At 42.8% G+C, this 17,681-nt stretch carries 12 protein-coding genes and 1 pseudogene; 7 read left to right on the top strand and 6 right to left on the bottom strand.

The window, feature by feature from the left end; genetic code table 11:
* Nucleotides 1-58 precede the first annotated feature (58 nt).
* The 3 genes and pseudogenes from IPL35_07370 to IPL35_07360 form a co-directional block, all read right to left on the bottom strand.
* A pseudogene (locus IPL35_07370) lies at nt 59-1,569 on the bottom strand (peptide MFS transporter).
* Between the two features lie 135 nt (nt 1,570-1,704).
* Nucleotides 1,705-3,318 (bottom strand): adenine deaminase, encoded by a 1,614-nt coding sequence (ade, locus tag IPL35_07365; GenBank protein MBK8443233.1) that lies wholly within the window; start codon nt 3,316-3,318, stop codon nt 1,705-1,707.
* A 222-nt stretch (nt 3,319-3,540) separates the two neighbouring features.
* A complete protein-coding gene (locus IPL35_07360; protein ID MBK8443232.1) occupies nt 3,541-4,038 on the bottom strand; it encodes a hypothetical protein in 498 nt (165 codons plus the stop codon).
* Between the two features lie 750 nt (nt 4,039-4,788).
* On the opposite strand from IPL35_07360, the gene IPL35_07355 reads away from it, so the two are divergent.
* Together IPL35_07355 and IPL35_07350 are read left to right on the top strand one after the other, a co-directional pair.
* The gene (locus IPL35_07355) at nt 4,789-6,837 is read left to right on the top strand and encodes an N-6 DNA methylase (protein MBK8443231.1); all 2,049 of its coding nucleotides are present in this window, start codon (nt 4,789-4,791) and stop codon (nt 6,835-6,837) included.
* An 8-nt stretch (nt 6,838-6,845) separates the two neighbouring features.
* The gene (locus IPL35_07350; GenBank protein MBK8443230.1) at nt 6,846-7,925 is read left to right on the top strand and encodes a restriction endonuclease subunit S; all 1,080 of its coding nucleotides are present in this window, start codon (nt 6,846-6,848) and stop codon (nt 7,923-7,925) included.
* A gap of 23 nt (nt 7,926-7,948) precedes the next feature.
* Here the strand turns inward: IPL35_07350 and IPL35_07345 are convergent, their stop codons facing one another.
* The 3 genes from IPL35_07345 to IPL35_07335 form a co-directional block, all read right to left on the bottom strand.
* Nucleotides 7,949-8,302, bottom strand: a complete 354-nt coding sequence (locus IPL35_07345) for a T9SS type A sorting domain-containing protein (protein ID MBK8443229.1) — start codon at nt 8,300-8,302, stop codon at nt 7,949-7,951.
* Nucleotides 8,303-8,452: 150 nt separating this feature from the next.
* A complete protein-coding gene (locus IPL35_07340; protein MBK8443228.1) occupies nt 8,453-9,493 on the bottom strand; it encodes a PorP/SprF family type IX secretion system membrane protein in 1,041 nt (346 codons plus the stop codon).
* A gap of 45 nt (nt 9,494-9,538) precedes the next feature.
* Nucleotides 9,539-10,921 (bottom strand): gliding motility-associated C-terminal domain-containing protein, encoded by a 1,383-nt coding sequence (locus IPL35_07335; GenBank protein ID MBK8443227.1) that lies wholly within the window; start codon nt 10,919-10,921, stop codon nt 9,539-9,541.
* Between the two features lie 366 nt (nt 10,922-11,287).
* On the opposite strand from IPL35_07335, the gene IPL35_07330 reads away from it, so the two are divergent.
* The 5 genes from IPL35_07330 to IPL35_07310 all read left to right on the top strand — a co-directional run bounded on the left by IPL35_07330 (nt 11,288) and on the right by IPL35_07310 (nt 17,654).
* Entirely contained in the window at nt 11,288-12,214 is a 927-nt protein-coding gene (locus IPL35_07330) for a metallophosphatase (GenBank protein ID MBK8443226.1), read from the top strand.
* A gap of 50 nt (nt 12,215-12,264) precedes the next feature.
* The gene (locus IPL35_07325) at nt 12,265-13,005 is read left to right on the top strand and encodes a UDP-2,3-diacylglucosamine diphosphatase (GenBank protein ID MBK8443225.1); all 741 of its coding nucleotides are present in this window, start codon (nt 12,265-12,267) and stop codon (nt 13,003-13,005) included.
* Complete coding sequence (locus IPL35_07320; protein MBK8443224.1) at nt 12,968-13,801, top strand: hypothetical protein; 834 nt, start codon at nt 12,968-12,970, stop codon at nt 13,799-13,801. The genes IPL35_07325 and IPL35_07320 overlap by 38 nt, the downstream gene beginning before the upstream one ends.
* Before the next feature lie 22 nt (nt 13,802-13,823).
* A complete protein-coding gene (locus tag IPL35_07315; GenBank protein ID MBK8443223.1) occupies nt 13,824-15,710 on the top strand; it encodes an LTA synthase family protein in 1,887 nt (628 codons plus the stop codon).
* 114 nt (nt 15,711-15,824) lie between these two features.
* Nucleotides 15,825-17,654, top strand: a complete 1,830-nt coding sequence (locus tag IPL35_07310; GenBank protein MBK8443222.1) for a DUF4153 domain-containing protein — start codon at nt 15,825-15,827, stop codon at nt 17,652-17,654.
* Nucleotides 17,655-17,681: the final 27 nt, after the last annotated feature.

The raw sequence follows: 17,681 nt of genomic DNA, 5'->3' as shown, positions 1-17,681 counted from the left end.
GCCGCACAGGTTTTTACAACTTCGTGCGGCGGATTTTTATATCATAGCTCGTTTTCTTTTATTTTACTTCCTGCATCAGGCGGCGTACTATGGGCGAAATCACCAACAATACCACGCCCACTATCAGAGCGTATATCGCCAATTGGTAGTAGCCATCTGTGTAAGAAATCAGCTTGTCCATTGCCGAAGCATCTGCTTTGGGGCTTACCATATTCGCTCCTAAAATGCCCGCCACATATTGCCCGTAGGCACTCGCCAAAAACCACATTCCCATCATCACGCCCTGCAAGCGGTGCGGCGACAGTTTCGTCATAATAGAAAGTCCGATAGGCGATAGGCACAACTCGCCGAAAGTAATCACCAAATATGCCAAAGTAAATACATCTAAAGAAGTGATGCCTTGCGCATCGGCGAAAAAGCGGGTGGCATAAAACACATAAAAAGCGGCTGCCAGAAACAAAAAGCCCAAACCGAATTTTACTACCGTGTTGGGTTCTATTTTGTTTTTTGCCAATGCCAACCAAATAATACCCAAAATCGGCGCAAAAATGATAACAAACAAGGAGTTGGCGGCATTGTTTACGCCGTTGGGGTCGGCTTTGATAAAGCCCAGCAAATTGCTGCTGAGGTTGTTGGCGGCAAAAAGGCTCAAAGAACCGCCGCTTTGCTCAAAAATGCCCAAAATATCACCGAAAAAACAATAAATACCAAAGCCGCTATGAGTTTTTTGCGCTCGGCGGCAGTCACTTTTGTCATTTCATAAAAAATATACAACAAAGCCGCCGGTCCGATGGTGTACATAAATAAATCGGTATAGTCGGTATTGGATACCATCATCATAATTATCGGAATAAAAAACAATGAGCCGATATATACCGCATATTCGTACCATTTTTTGGAGCTTGCCGTAGTAGCAGTGCCATCGGCATTTTTAATAGCCAAAGGCGACAAGCCGATAGGTCCCAAACTTCTTTGGGTAAAAATAAAAGTAAGCAAACTAATCGTCATCACAATAGCCGCCAAGCCAAAAGCCAGATTCCACGAATAACTTTTGCCAATGGCAATACAGGCATAGCCGCCCAGCAAAGCACCGATATTGATACCCGAATAAAACAGCGAAAAGCCCGCATCGCGGCGCGGGTCGCCTTCTTTATACAAAGAGCCTACCATTGTGGATATGTTGGGCTTGAAAAAACCCGTTCCGATAATGGTAAAACTAATGCCGATGAAGAAAAGTGTTTTAGGGTCAAAAGCCAAAATAAGGCTGCCGATAATCATTAAAATGCCGCCCCAAAAGAGCGATTTGCGAAAACCCAGAATTTTATCCGCAAACAAACCGCCGATAAAAGTGAAAGCATATACAAATGCCTGTGTAGCTCCGTATTGCAGGTTGGCTACATCTTCTTTCATCATCAGTTGATTTACCATAAAATAAGTGAGCATACCGCGCATGCCATAAAAACAGAAGCGTTCCCACATTTCAGAGAAAAACAAATACCACAGTTGCTTGGGATATTTGCCTTCAAAGTTCTGAATGTCGGCGAGTTGTTGAGCGTGTGTTGTTGTCATTGATGAAACAAAAAATTATAATTGTGCTGTGATGTATAAGGGATAAAAAATAATATTTGCTCTAAAATTCTAAAATATTTTTTACTTGACAAATATTTTCTAAACAAATATATCGGTGAAAGAAAAGTATCGCCGTCAAAAAAGACCTTTATCGCTGAGTTTGAGTGAAGGAATCACCAATAAAGCCATAAAAGAGAGCGTCATATAGGGTGCATATAAAGTGCTGCCCAGGGCTTTGGCTGCTGCATCTACCTGTGTGTAGTGCGCTGCCAGTTCGTAGCCGTTGGCGGCACTCATAATGCCGGCAAGCGGCAAAGGTAATGTGTATTCGCTTTTGTCGCCGCCCACCGCCGATAAGCCGCCGCCACATTGTATCAAGGTATTTACTGCCCGACATAGCGACTCATCATCGCAGCCTACGGCAATGATATTGTGCGAGTCGTGGGCAACCGACGAAGCGATAGCTCCGTGCTGCAAGCCGAAATTTTTGATAAAAGCCACTGCCGGAGTCGTTTCTTGTTGGTAGCGATTGACGACGGCAATTTTCAGCATATCGCGCGAAGGGTCGGCGAGGGCAGCTTGGTTTTCGTTGCAGCGCACGTCCATTTCTACCGATTTTGTAATCAACTGACCTTCTAAGGCTTCTATCACACGCGCTCGTTTGGTGTAGGCGTGTAGGGCAAAATCTTCGGGCTTTTTGGGGCTGCAATTAAAATGATTAGGTGTAGCTGCTGGTATATAAGGCAACTGTATATCTCCGTTTTCTGCCAATACTTCGCCTTTAATATACGATTGCAACACCGTAAAATGCTGTAAATCGGATACTACAATAAAATCTGCGCTGTCGCCCGCTTGCAACAAACCCAAAGGCAGGCTATAATGCCGCACCGGATTGATACAAGCTGCTTGCAACACATCGAATAAATCGTAACCCTGTGCTACGGCTCTTGCCACCAACTCGTTGATGTGTCCGCGCACCAAATCGTTGGGGTGTTTGTCATCGCTGCAAAACATCAGGCGGTCGGGGTGGTGGCGCATCAGCGGAATGAGGGCTTCAAAATTTTTGGCTGCCGAGCCTTCTCGGATTAAAATGTGCATACCCAGCGTTATTTTTTCCAAGGCTTCGTCTGCCGTAAAACACTCGTGGTCGGTGCTGATACCCGCCGCCACATATTGGCGCAGGGCTTCGCCGCGCAGGGCAGGTGCGTGACCGTCCACCGGTTTGCCGCTGCGGTGCGCTGCCGCTATTTTATCCATACAAAGCGGGTCGCGGGCAATGACACCGGGAAAATTCATCATTTCGCTCAGATAGCCGATTTCGGGCAATTGCAGTAATTGTTCCACTTGTGCGGCATCAAGGGTAGCTCCGGCGGTTTCGAAGGCGGTGGCGGGCACACAGGAGGGCGCACCGAAGCAAATATGCAAAGGGCTGTTGCGGGCATTATCCAACATAAAACGCACCCCCTCCATACCCAGTACATTGGCAATTTCGTGCGGGTCGGATACCGTAGCCAAAGTGCCGTGCGGAATTGCCAAGCGTCCGAACTCATAAGGCGTGAGCATGGAACTTTCTATGTGAACGTGTGCATCAACAAAGCCGGGCAAAATATAGGTATCCAAAACAGTATCGGGCGGCAGTATTTCTATGGATTGTATGCGCCCCGCATCAATAATAAGAGTAGCCGGAAAAATACGGCGTTGCAGCACATCTACCACATTGCCACTGATTTGATTGATAAAAATAGCCATTGAAGAAGCAGTAAGTGATTGAAATAATTAATGAAGTGTAAAAAATGACGTGTTATGATGGGTGAATAAAGTGTTTAAAGGTAATCTTTTATTTTAAATTTAATTGCATCGCCCATACGGAAAGGCGCAGAAGCAGTAAAACGTGCTGGTAAAGGCGGTAAATGGGGGTAAATAAAAAAAGGAAAGCAAAATGCTTTCCTTTTTTGGTGAATACACTACTTTTTAACCTTCGGGCGTGAGTGGGGGAGTGTCGTTGCCGCCACTGATACCAGTGCGACTAAAAAACTGCTTAATTTCTTCTAATTTGGTTTCGTAACCCAATGCTTGCGTACCCACTTTGTACTTGGCATAATCGTAGTCGGTGAGGGCTGCCTGATAATTATCCCAATCGTGCAAAATTTTTGCATTTTCCAAACTTTGCAACAAACCGTCAAGGCGCATCATCAGGTTTTGAATAAAAACGCGCGAATCAAAATCGTTCAAAAACTCTGTCCAATCTACATCGGGACTGGAGAGCGTAGGCTGCGACAGGCGATAGTCGCGTACTTTGTTTACAATCAGTTTGTTTTGCTCGTTGATGCTCCCCAACCTGCCGCGCTCTTCGGCATTGAGGTTTGCGAGTTTGTCGGTAAGGGCGGTTTCCAAAGCTGCCACGGCGTTGTTGATGGTGGTTTTTTCGGCAGCGGAAAAATGGCGGCTTTCAAAATTGTTAAAAGGCATAATTAAAGATAGTTTAGTGAGTTAAAAAAAAATATAATAACGTCCCTACAAACGAAATACAGACGCAAAAAATTGTTGCCCGTATAAAATTTATTTTAATGTTTTTTTTGAAGAGGGTTCTCAATAGGCACAAAAACGTAAACGTTCACGGTAGGGGACGTAAAATTTCACGTTCTAAACGTAAAATTTCACGGTGGAGGGCGTAAAATTTCACGTTTAGAACGTAAACGTTCACGGTGGCAGACGTAAAATTTCACGTTCTAAACGTAAACGTTCACGGTGGCAGACGTAAAATTTCACGTTCTAAACGTAAACGTTCACGGTAGGGGGCGTAAAATTTCACGTTCTAAACGTAAACGTTCACGGTAGGGGGCGTAAAGTTTCACGTTCTAAACGTAAACGTTCACGGTAGGGGGCGTAAAATTTCACGTTCCAAACGTAAACGTTCACGGTAGGGGCGTAAACGTTTGCGTTCAGAGGTGCATTTTTACGTTCTTTACGCCAAATTTCACGTTCCCGCCGCCAAATTTCACGGTAGCAGGCGTAAAAATTCACGGTAGGGGGCGTAAAATTTCACGTTGCGGACGCAAAATTTCACGTTCCAGACGCAAACGTTCACGGTAGGGGGCGCAAACGATGCACCTTTGAGCCTAAAATATAGCATATACGCAATGGAGTGAAAATTTATTGGCGGCTTTATTTTGCTAAAAACTGTATTTTTGAATTTCAAAAAAAGAGAAGATTAAGATAATGAAAGAGAAAAAAGAACAATCCATAGAACCCAATATTGCTGAATTGGGCAACGGCTGGCTTAAAGCCTATAAACTACCCTATAAATTAGAACAAGAGTCTTTAAGTGCTGAAATAGACAAAGCACTTGAAAATTATTATTCTAAAAATGGGGGAGTAGGTGGAAATCGCCCTGATGCAAAAATTCTTTTACAAGATAAGACCCAAAACTGGTATCCAATTTTGATTGAGTATAAAGGCTATAAAGGCAAACTTGTAAAAGTTGATAATGATGGACAAATTGAAAACAGAACCGCTAAAAACGAACCCAACCTTAAAAATATTAATGCTTTTGCGGTAAATGGTGCGGTACACTACGCCAATGCACTACTTCATCATACAAGTTATACGGATATTATTGCTATTGGTATGACAGGCTACAAAGATGAAAGTGGCAACATACAACACCAAATAGGCGTTTATTATGTGTCTAAAACCAATCTCGGCGCAGGGCAAAAAGTAGGTGACTTCACAGATTTTTCTTTTCTTGCTCCTCAGAATTTTGATACTTTTATTCAAAAAGTAAAAACATTAGAACTCACACCAGAAGAACTTGATAAACTAAAAGAACAAAGGGAAAGAGAAATTGACATCAGTTTAGTAAAACTCAACAACGACATTTACGAAAACGAAAAAGGATTAGGCGAAAGCGACCGTGTTTATTTGGTGGCAGCTTCTATCATTGCAACGCTTGGCATATCGGGCAAAGTGCCTCCTTTGGAAAAAGGAGAACTAAAATCTCAAACTTATCAAGGCGGAAGAGACGGAGATATTTTAATTAATAGAATTACCGCTTTTTTAAGTGAGAAAAATTTGCCGCAAGACAAGAAAGATTTGATTATTAGAACATTATCCAATACCTTATTAACTGAAAATATTAATAAAGTTGAAAATGGAGAGAGCCAACTCAAAAGGGTATTTACAAAAATTGTAGATGACTTAGGTATTTACTATAAAATAGGACTTACAACCGATTTTACAGGCAAATTATTCAATGAAATGTACGGTTGGTTAGGCTTTTCGCAAGATAAGCTAAACGATGTTGTGCTTACACCCTCCTATATTGCAACGCTTTTAGTAAAACTTGCACGAGTAAATAAAGATTCTTATGTATGGGATTTTGCAACAGGCTCGGCAGGTTTATTGGTAGCTGCTATGAATGAAATGCTGATTGATGCCAAAAATACCCTTAACTCACCCGAAGAATTGAAGCAAAAAGAAATTAAAATAAAAGCTGAACAATTATTGGGCTTAGAGTTGCTTTCAAGTGTATATATGTTGGCTATCCTCAATATGATTTTGATGGGTGACGGTAGCTCTAATATTTTAAATAAAGACTCCATTAAAGATTTTGACGGTAAATACGGATTTGGTAAAACTGAAGATAAATTCCCTGCTGATGCTTTTGTACTCAATCCGCCTTACTCCGCTTCGGGCAATGGCATGAACTTTGTAGAAAAGGCACTCGGTATGATGAGTAAAGGCTATGCCGCTATCATTATTCAAAACTCCGCAGGTAGCGGAAAAGCCACATATTATACCACAAAAATATTGGAAAAACATACCCTGCTGGCAAGTATCAAAATGCCTGTGGATATTTTTATTGGCAAAAGTAGTGTGCAAACCAATATCTATATTTTTAAAGTAAACGAAAAACACGAAAAGGACGAAATAGTAAAGTTTATTGACTTCTCAAATGACGGCTACACCCGCACCAACCGCAAAAAAGCAAGCAACAACCTCAAAGACACCGACCGAGCCAAAGAACGCTACGAAGAACTCGTAAATTTGGTGCGGTTTGGAAAAAAGAAACTTCATATTTTTACTGAAAGAGAATACTATGAAGGCACCATAGACCCCAAAAACGGTGCCGACTGGAACCAAACCGCACCCATAGACACTAAACCCACCTTGCAGGATTTCAAAAAAACCGTAAGCGACTACTTAGCGTGGGAAATAAGCACCCTCTTAAAACAACAAAACAACACAGACGACCAACTGGGAAAGTAGATACCCCACTGAACGAAAAATTAAAAAATGTTGAGTGGGGGGAGTTTAAAATTGGGGATTTGTTTGAGGTTAATTCGTCTGAAAAAAGATTTGATGCGAATAAAGTTAATGTATTAAGAAATGGAAGGTTTCCTTATGTAGTAAGGACAGCCTCAAACAATGGTCAAAAGGGATTCATTGATGAAGATACACAATACTTAAATGAGGGTAATACAATTTCATTTGGACAAGACACCGCTACAATGTTTTACCAAGAAATACCATATTTTACTGGTGATAAAATAAAAATTGTAAAAGCAAAGAATAAAAGGTTTAACAAAAAAAATGCTCAGTTTTTTATTTTGGCAATATCAAAAGCATTTGGTTCATTTTCGTGGGGTGGTTCAAGTTTTGAAGTAAAAATTATTAAAAATCAAAAAATCCAACTCCCCACCCGCAATGGCGAGATAGATTATGAGTTTATGGAAAGCGTGATAGCGGAGCTGGAAGCAGAACGAATAGCACGATTAGATGCCTATTTGCAAGAAAATAACCTAACAGACTATACCCTAACAGATAAAGAACAACAAGCGTTAGTGGATTTTGAGAAGTTAGAATGGGGTATTTTTAATCTTGAAACATTATTTGGAACAGCTACTCGTGGCAAAAGGCTTAAAAGTGATGATAGAATTGCAGGAACTTTGCCATTTGTGACCGCAGGCGAAGCTGAGGAAGGGGTTTCTGCTTTTATAGGAAATGATGTAGAAATTTTTTCAGAAAATACTACAACTATTGATATGTTCGGTTCAGCAAAATATCGTAATTATAAGTATGGTGGTGATGACCATATTGCTGTTGTTCATACTGAAAATCTGCCAAAATTCGCATCAATATTTATAACATCTGCCATTCACAAATCATCTTATAATGGACAATTTCATTATGGCAGAAATTTTTATGCAAAAGACGCAGACGAATTGGATATTTCTCTCCCTGTAAAAGACAGCAAACCCGATTATGAGATAATGGAAACTTTAATGCGTGCGATACATAAATTGGTTATAAAAAAGGTAGTATTATATGTAGCAAAGAAAAAAGCAAGTGTATAAAAAAAACACACCACTTTTCTTTGTTATTCCACCACTGCTATTTTGCCGCTTGCCACCACCGAAGTCCCTTTTTTGAGTTGCACGATATACACACCACTTAGCCAGTTTTCGGTGTGCAGCAGCATTTCCGAAGTGTCGGGCGGTAGCGTTTGCTCGCTTACCAAAGTGCCGAGCGCGGTATAAACGCTCAAACGCAATAAGCCGTCCTTGTTGTCGGGGTGCATTGGCTGCCATTGCAAACGACAAGCACCCTGCGCCACCGGATTGGGGACAGCTTGCAACAACTGCAACTTCGCGGGTGCCGCCGCCTCAAAAATTGCACTGTAAGTAGTGGCACTGTAAAGGCTCAAACCGCCGCGATAGTTGCCCACTGCCAATTCGGTTGCTCAACTTTGTAAAAGTTCAAACTTTGACAAAGTTTGAATAGAAAAATCCGCAGTACAAAATTTTTTAATTCTGAACTGCGGATAAAAAACAAACTATCTGTTTGTTGCAACAGATAGCGGCTCTTTTAAATAAAACAGCCGCTAAAATCTTGGACAATTAACAGGAGACCCTGCGCGGCGTGGCGGGCGAAACCCTGCCAAATAAGCCACCGAAACCTCCATTGCCCCGCGTCCGTTGCTCGCTATATTCAAAGGTGATATATTAAAATCGTAGCTCAAACCCACCGTAAACCGATTGACATCAACGGCAGCACTTGCCCAAATAGCATCGCTGCCCGCGCCGCCGCCGTTCACCCGCGCCCCCGCACCTATACTCACCGCATTGAAAGTACCCGTTTGCGAAAAAGTTTGTAAAATATAGCGCACTTGTGTGCCCACATCTACCATGCGCTCCGGCGACTGATAAAAGAAATACACATTGGGTACTATATCAATATAGCGGGCTACGGGTATGCTCCCTCCCACCTGAAACACTAATTTCTGAGCAATTTTTTCACGGCTTTCTTCAAAGAAATTGGCAGAAGGGCTATTGGCATGATACACCGCCATACCGCCGTACCAATAATTGCGGGCAGCAGGTGCATAATAATACATCAAACCGGCTCCTACATTCATATACCAAACGGCGGTGCGGTCAAAAACTTCGCCCGAAGCCATATTGCCGTTAAAAGAGCCGTCGTATTGGCTGCCAAACTGTGCCGCTTGCTCATCAAAAGATTGTTGCGCTGCGCCGCCGCTCAAGCCCACCGACACATGATGCCCCTCGCCGAGCATCAGATTATAAGCCAGCGAAGCATCTAAAAGATAGGTACTCAAAGATACAGCACCGGCGCGGTCGGAAAAAAAAGACAAGCCGCCACTCAGCCAGTTGTCGCCGCCACTGCCCGAAGGCAACAACTTGGCATCGCCCGAAACGGCAACCGTTTTGTAAGGACTCTGCATCACACTGCTCCACTGATTGCGATAAATAGCATTGAAGCGGGCATCGCCGTTGAATAAGCCCGTCATAGCAGGATTAACAGCAAGGGGTGTGGAATAATTTTGGGTAAAATGAATATCTTGAGCCGAGGCAGTTATCGCCCAACAGCCTATCAAAAGAAAACGATATAAATAATGCAGCATAGTCATTTATTTTTTTGGGGTACCTGTATGCTTGAACTTAAAAAATTAACGAATGAGTGTAATATTGCCTTGCAGCAATTGTTGAGTGCCATCGCCGAAATGCACATCAAGCGTATAAGTAAATACGGCGGCATTTAAAGGTTTTCCGCGATAAGTGCCGTCCCATACGGCATCGGTATTTTTGCTTTCAAATACCAACTGCCCCCAACGGTCAAAAATTTGGAGATGCATATCGGCGATATTGCTACCGAATACCTGCAATTCGTCATTCAGATTGTCGCCGTTGGGCGTAAAGGCATTGGGTACAAAAATATCTTTGCTGAGGTTGAGAACAATGCTGATTTGGTCGCTGTCGGCGCAGCCGCCCAAGTTGTCGTACACCGTGAGCATATAAGTTTGCGAAGCCTCCACCGTAGCAGTCGGCGTGAGGCAATCCGTGCAGCTCAATCCGGTGGCGGGTTGCCACTCATACACCCAGTTTGCCGAATTATTGCCCGTAACAACAGGGTCTAAAACAATATCCTGCATTTGCGAAAGCACCATATTTTCGCCTGCATCCACCGACAAATCATTTTTGACGATAAACTGAGCAGTGGTCAATCCTTCGTAGCAGGGGTGTTGTGTCAAATTCAGTTGTACTTCGTAATTACCCGCTTCGCTCCACGATACAATAGCGATGCTGTCGGTTTGGCTGATGATAGTGCCTTGCGGGGGCAATATCCACTCCAATTCCAAACCTTCGGGAATGATGCCGCCCGTAAAAAATAAAGTATCTGCAAGCGATACATCACAGTCTTCGCCGTGTCTTTCAAAATCGGCAGTAATAAAAGTAGCCGCCGGCTCAAATATTTCTATTTGCAAAGTATCATCTGCAACGCAGCCGTTGCTCGGCTCCAAATAAAAAAGCGTAACTATATGCTCGCCGCTGTTGAGCAAGAGGGGGTCTAATACACCGCCCACCTGCACCTGATTGTCAATGAGCCAAGTGGCGTTGGGGTTGCCGTCGAGATTGCCACTTAAAGCCAGTGGCGGGTCGCTGCTGCAAAAAAGGCTGTCGGTAGCTGTAATTTCAGGCATAATACTCACGGCATCTACATAAATAGTTTGTGTGTCGGTGCATACATCACCGTTGTCGTTGATAACGGTATAAGTGATGGCATTTGCCCCCACCTGTGCCAAAGCCGGATAAAAAATATTGCCCTGCATGCCGTTTCCCGAAAAAGTGCCACCACTGATATTAACGGCACTGATCAGGTTGAAATTAGGGCTGTTGGGATTGACTACATCGGTTTGGCAATGAAACATCTGTGCTCCGGTGAGCTGAAAATTCAAATCATTGCAAACAAATTGTGCAGCCAATTGAGGGCTATGCCATAATAAAGTAATATAGCATAACAATGGTAGCAGGGAGTTAAAACGGAAATACATATATTTATATAACTTGGCGGTTTTTTATCAGCAGCATACATGTAATACATCTCTGTGTTATTGAAGTAACACTTTATGTGTTTTTTGTACAATGCAGCATTGTTTTTGTACAACAATTTATACAAGCAAAATGTGTGCCTTTTTATGACAAAACGAAAAAAATACAGCAAAGGCGATGCAAAAATTAAAAAATATAATTGAACGACAGATGATTAAAAAACAAGCCGCCTTATTTTATTGTTACCATTATTTGCCGCGTGTATTTGTTTTTATTATACATTATTATACACAGACAAAAATAATTTTTACAAAAAAGCCTTTCATTATATCATAAAGGCTGTAAATTTGAATTTAATTTTTTGGTTTATGATGATCAATCGCCGCACTTTCGTTCAACAATCCGCTTGGGGGCTTGCTACGCTCAGTATGGCGGGTTTGCCTTGGGAGGAGGTTTTGGGCAATGCCAAAACTTCGGTACAGATTACCATTTTGCATACCAACGATGTGCACAGCCGTATTGAGCCGTTTCCGGCAGATGGCGGCAAATATGCGGGCTTGGGTGGTGTGGCACGTCGCATGACGCTGCTGCGCCAAATTCGCCACGAAACGCCCAATGTGCTCCTTTTTGATTCGGGCGATATTTTGCAGGGCACGCCTTATTTCAATATCTATGGCGGCGAGTTGGAGTTTAAGCTGATGAACGAAATGAACTACATCGCCTCCACTATCGGCAACCACGATTTTGACGGCGGCTTTGAGCAGTTGGCAAAATTGACCGATTTGGCAAAATTTCCGATGCTCAACTGCAACTACGACCTGCGCCAAACACCTTTGCACGAAAAAGCGCAACCTTTTATGATATTTGAACAAAGCGGTATCAAAATCGGTGTTTTGGGCGTGGGGGTGCGTTTGGAAGGATTGATACCCACCGAACTGAGCAAATCCGTTGTATATGAAGACCCCATCGAAAAAGCCAATACAGTGGCGCGCTACCTGCGCGAAAAGCAACGTTGCGATTTGGTGGTGTGCTTGTCGCATTTGGGCTACGAAAGCAGAGATAATAATGACGTAAACGATAAAATTCTCGCATGGAAAAGCCGGAATATAGATGTGATTTTGGGTGGGCACACCCATACTTTGCTCCCTGCACCCGTTATTGAGCGCAATCTTGACGGCGAAGAGGTCATCATCAATCAAGTGGGGTATGCAGGTATTGCTTTGGGGCGTTTGGATTTTTACTTACACAAAGGCAAGAAAAAAAGTATTTTTTCAAAAAACATCTTTTTGAAATAGCTTCTTCTTATCGCTAAAAAAATTAAAAAACCCATTCCACTCCTACACATTTGATTTATTTTGCCTCCGATTTGCATTTGGGTACGCCTGATTTTGCCGCCAGTTTGGAAAGAGAAAAAAAATTTGTGCGTTGGTTAGATGCGATAGCCGCCGATGCACAGGCGATTTATTTAGTGGGCGATTTGTTTGATTATTGGTTTGAATACAAAACCGTAGTGCCGCGCGGCTTTATTCGTTTGTTGGGAAAATTGGCTCAACTCCGCGATGCGGGCATAGAGATTTACGCATTCACCGGCAACCACGACCTTTGGATGCGCGACTATTTTGAGCAGGAGCTCCAAATTCCGGTGTATCGCCAGCCCATCGTGCGCGAAATTGGCGGAAAAACCTTTTTCATCGGTCACGGCGATGGTTTGGGTCCCGGCGATTACGGCTACAAAACAATGAAAAAACTCTTCATCAACCCCCTTTGCCAATGGAGTTTCAGGCAGCTGCACCCCGACCTTTCTATGCGAGTAGCTTCTTATTTTTCGCGCCGCAGCCGTGCCGCTCAGGAAAAGCGCGAACCCGATAAATTTGAAGCAAAAGAAAAAGAATGGTTATTTTTGTACGCACAACGCAAATTACAACAACAACACATTGATTATTTTATTTTCGGACATCGGCATCTGCCGCTAAACTTACAACTCACTCCACAGTCTCAATACATCAATCTTGGAGATTGGATAAAATATTACACCTATGCAACATTTAATGGCGAAACCGCTCAACTGCTTACTTTTAATCATTAGTGCCTTCACTTTATTGTTGGGCACTGCCTTTGCTCCTGCTTTTACCGAATTTACATTTTTGCGCTCGGTAGATATTCAGGGCAAATTTCTCGGCAGCGACCTGCTGCGTCAGGCTTATGTCATTGACAACACTAACAAATTGTATCGTTTCGATTCCACAGGTATTGCCAAAGGCACATTTTATGATGCTCAATATGGTAAATTATCTTTTGTAGATGCCGGCAGCCCTTTCAATATATTATTGTTTTATCCCGACAAATCCACTGTTTTGATGTTGGATAATCAATTGAACCCCAAGCATCTGTATAAATTTCCGACTATGGACATCAACGATGTGAGTGCGGCTTGCCTGTCGAGCGATAATTATGTTTGGTTTTATGATACAAAAGCCGGCAAGCTCAAAAAAATCAACACGCAATACGAAATTATTCAGGAAAGCCTCGACCTCAACCAACTTTTCGGCGAAAACATACGCCCCAATTTTTTAACCGAATACGACCGCCGTGTGTATATGAATATTCCCGATATGGGCATTATTGTATTTGATATGTACGGCAACTATTACACTTCTATTCCGGTGGCGGGTTTGGAGCATTTTCAGGTAATAAAAGACAATATCGTTTATTTTTCGGAAGGAAAACTGCAATTACTCTCGTGGGATAGTGATTTTAAGGTAAAATCTATGGCAATACCCAATACCGAAGCTATCAAAAATGTGCGCTTGGAGTCGGGCAGGCTTTATATTTTAGACCAAAAAAGTTTGCAGGTGTATGCCTCTGCCGATGTTAAGAAATAATTTATAGTTGCCGTTTTTTTATATGCGCCGCCCTTTCTCGTATTCGTGGCTCACCCTACTGTTGCGCTATTGGATAGCTTGGTTGCTGCTGTTTCAGGTAGCACGTTTGCTTTTTTTGGTGTACGAAGTGGACAAGGTGCAGCCCATCGCAACGTTTCAAAATATTTTTCATACTTTTTCTTTCGGTTGGCGGCAGGATATGTCGGCGGCGGTATATATATCGGCGTTGCCTTTGTTGCTATTGTGGGCAGAGGCAACATTCGGCTTGTCCCTGTTTCGCTATGCACGCGCTTTGGTGCATTTGATATTGGTGGCGATAGTGAGCAGCTTGGTTATCAGCGATTTGGAATTATTTCGGGCTTGGGGCAGCAAAATAAATGCGATGGCTTTAGATTTAGCTCCGAGTTGGCGCGAAACTACGGCAACGGCTCTTTCGTCTCCTTTGTTGTTGTTGGGTGGGTGCTGGTTACTGATGGCGGCTTTGGGTTATGCCGTTTGGAAATATACACATTTCGCCCGTCGCGCCGTTTTTATACCCCATAAACGTTACAAAGTCATCGTTAATATTGCTGCTGTGGTGGCGGTACTCGCTTTGCTCGTCATCGGTGCGCGCGGCGGTATTCAGTTGGCTCCGCTAAATCCAAGTGCAGCATATTTTTCTGAGCACGGTGTACTCAATCAGGCGGCACTCAATACTGCGTGGAATTTTTTTTACAGCATATCCAAAAGAAAAAAAGACGATGCGCCGCATTTTATGGATAATGCCACAGCGCAGCGTATCGTAGATGAATTATACGATAGTGCCGCCAACGACAGTATTATTCCGGTACTCAACACCAAGCAGCCCAATATTATTTTGGTAGTGATGGAAAGCTGGACGGCTGATATTGTGGAGTCTTTGGGCGGCGATGCAGGCGTAAGCCCTCAATTCGAACAACTCATCGCCGAAGGTTTATTGTTTGATAATATTTATTCCAGTGGCGACCGCACCTACAAAGGAATTGTTTCGGTGTTGGCGGCATATCCAGCGCAGCCCAATACTGCCATTGTCAATTATCCCGAAAAAACCGTACACCTTGCTTCTATCACGCAATCGCTGAAAAAAATAGGTTACGGCTCAAGTTTTTATTATGGCGGCGAAAGCGAATTTGCCAATATTAAATCTTTTCTACTCAATTGTGGATTTGAACATATCACCGACCGCCGCGATTTTGGCAGCGAAGCGCAGGGCATCAAATGGGGAGCACACGATCATTTTGTGTTGCAGCGTGCCTTAGATGATTTGAAGCGGCAGCCGCAGGAAAAGCCTTTTTTCTGTACTATTTTAACACTCAGCAGCCACGAACCCTTTGATGTGCCGATGGAAACTGCCATTGCCGGCAGCGATGCGGCGAGTATGTTTAAAAACAGTGTTTTTTATACCGACAAAAGCATCGGCGAATGGATAGCAAAAGCCAAAGAACAGCCTTGGTTTGATAATACCTTGTTTGTATTCGTCGCCGACCACGGACACCAACTGCCGCGCGGCTACGATAACAACTATACGCCTTTGCGTTTTCGGATTCCTTTGTTGTGGTATGGCGGTGCACTGCAAACACAATGGCGCGGCAAACGCTGGCATATATTGGGCAGCCAAACTGATATTGCTACTACTTTGTTGCAGCAAATTAATCCTAATATGCAACCTTTGAAGTGGAGTAAGAATCTTTTAAGTGCGCAAGCCAAGGAATTTGCATTTTATTCGTTCTATAATGGCTTTGCATGGCTACGTCCCAAACAATATTTTGTGCTCAATAATGACGGTAAAAAAATGCTGATGACAGAGCCTTCGGATAGTGTGGCAGCTTCGGTTTTGGAAGAGGGCAAGGCTTATATGCAAATGTTGCAAGATGATTTTATGCATCGCTGATGAACATTTTTCGTTTTGAATGGGGCGAATAAAATGTTGATTTTTTGAATGTGTCAATAAAAATCAACTTTCAAAATTTCTATTTTTTTAAAAAATTCATTCTCTTTCTTTTATATGAAATGGTTTCGTTGGGCTTCTATCAGCTATTTATATGAGCAGGCGCGCACTGTGTTGCAGCGTTTTCCTTTGCCTTTATTGGTGGCATTGTTGGGCACGGTGGCGGCTCTGTATCTCACCGACAACAGCGATGCACCCGAACCCAAAAATATTTATTTTAAATTGCTTTTAACAGCCTTGCTGGGTTTGCCTCTGACGGTGGCATCTACATTAGTGGGCGAAAATCGCAATTTGAGTGTTTCCGTAAAATGGGGCTTGCAACTGCTGAGTTTGTTGCTGTTGGGCGCATACTTTTGGCATCTGCCATATTTAGAAAAATCGCCCGAAGTGTATGCCTATGAATTTATGCTTTTGTGGGTAGCGACGCATTTATTGGTATCTTTTGCACCCTTCATTACCCAAATGAGCCGCGAAGGATTTTGGACATATAACCTCGCTTTGTTTATCCGTATTCTGACGGCTGTGTTGTATTCGGCGGTACTGTTTGCTGGTTTGAGTGTGGCATTACTTTCTATCGACAATTTGTTGGATATAAAGGTATCTGTTGATTCCTATCGCTACCTTTTTATCTGGATAGCGGGAATTTTTAATACCTGGTTTTTTCTGGCGGGTATTCCTGAAGACACCGAATCGCTCAAGTACAGCAGCACTTATCCTTTGGGTGTAAAAATATTTACGCAATATGTGCTAATTCCTTTGGTGGTGGTGTATTTAGTTATTTTATATGCTTATTCGATAAAAATTATGCTCATAGGCGAATTGCCGAAAGGTTGGGTTTCTTATCTTATTTTGGGTTTTTCTATTTTAGGAATTTTCGCATTGTTGTTGGTATATCCCTTGCGCAACAGTCAGGAACATCGCTGGATAGCTATTTTTTCGAGGCTCTATTACTGGGCTTTGTTGCCTTTGTTGGTGTTGCTGTATGTTGCCATCTTTACTCGCTTGCTGGATTACGGCTTTACCGAAAAACGCTATTTTGTACTACTGATTGCACTGTGGCTCACGGGAATTTGCTTGTACTTTGTTTTTTCAACCGCCAAAAATATTCGGCTTATTCCGATTTCTTTATTTGTGGTGGTGCTACTGGCAACTTTTGGTCCTTGGAGTGCCGCCAATGTATCTATACGCAGCCAAATGAACCGCTTTGACCATATTTTAAATCAGCACAATTGCCTCAAAGACGGCATATTTAGCGGCTGCACCGCTGCCCTGCCCGACAGCAGCCATCAAGAAATGGTTTCTATTATACAATATATCACAACCACACACGGTTATCAGCATTTCCAACCCTATTTCAAAGATGATTTGAATACACTCTCCGATAAGTATAAATATGAAGCCGCCGAAGAATTGCGACAAATGTTTCAGGTGCAGGGTGAGGGAATGGTGACAGAAGCACAAGACAACTTTTTTACGGTTCGCTACCCGCGTGCCGTGCAGGTAAGCGGCTACGACCAACTCATAGAGTGCTCTTTATCCATAGGAAGCGAATATGTATATAATAATAAAGCAAAAAACTTAGAAGTAAAATCCTTATTACAAGCCGACAATACGCTTCAGTTATCTATTTATAAAAATGGCGCACTTGCGAGCAAATGCGATATTTCTTTGCAGGAATTTACGGATACGCTACACCAACGCTATAAAGGCGGCAAAGCAGAAATAGAACCCGCCGAATTGCAAATGGAAGGAGTGTGCGGCTCTGTGCGTTATCAACTTCAATGGAGCGAATTTTTTATTCACAAAGAAAAAGAAGATACTCTTTGGAAAAGTACCGGTGGGCAAGCGTGGTTGTTGTGGAGCGATACGGCACCGCCACAGGAATAATATATTTTTTTATTCGTTTTAAAAATT

This window comes from Sphingobacteriales bacterium, from assembly GCA_016711285.1.
Lineage (GTDB): Bacteria > Bacteroidota > Bacteroidia > Chitinophagales > UBA2359 > JADJTG01.
Note: the sequence above shows the minus strand (reverse complement) of the source record. Positions and strands in the feature narration are given on the sequence as shown.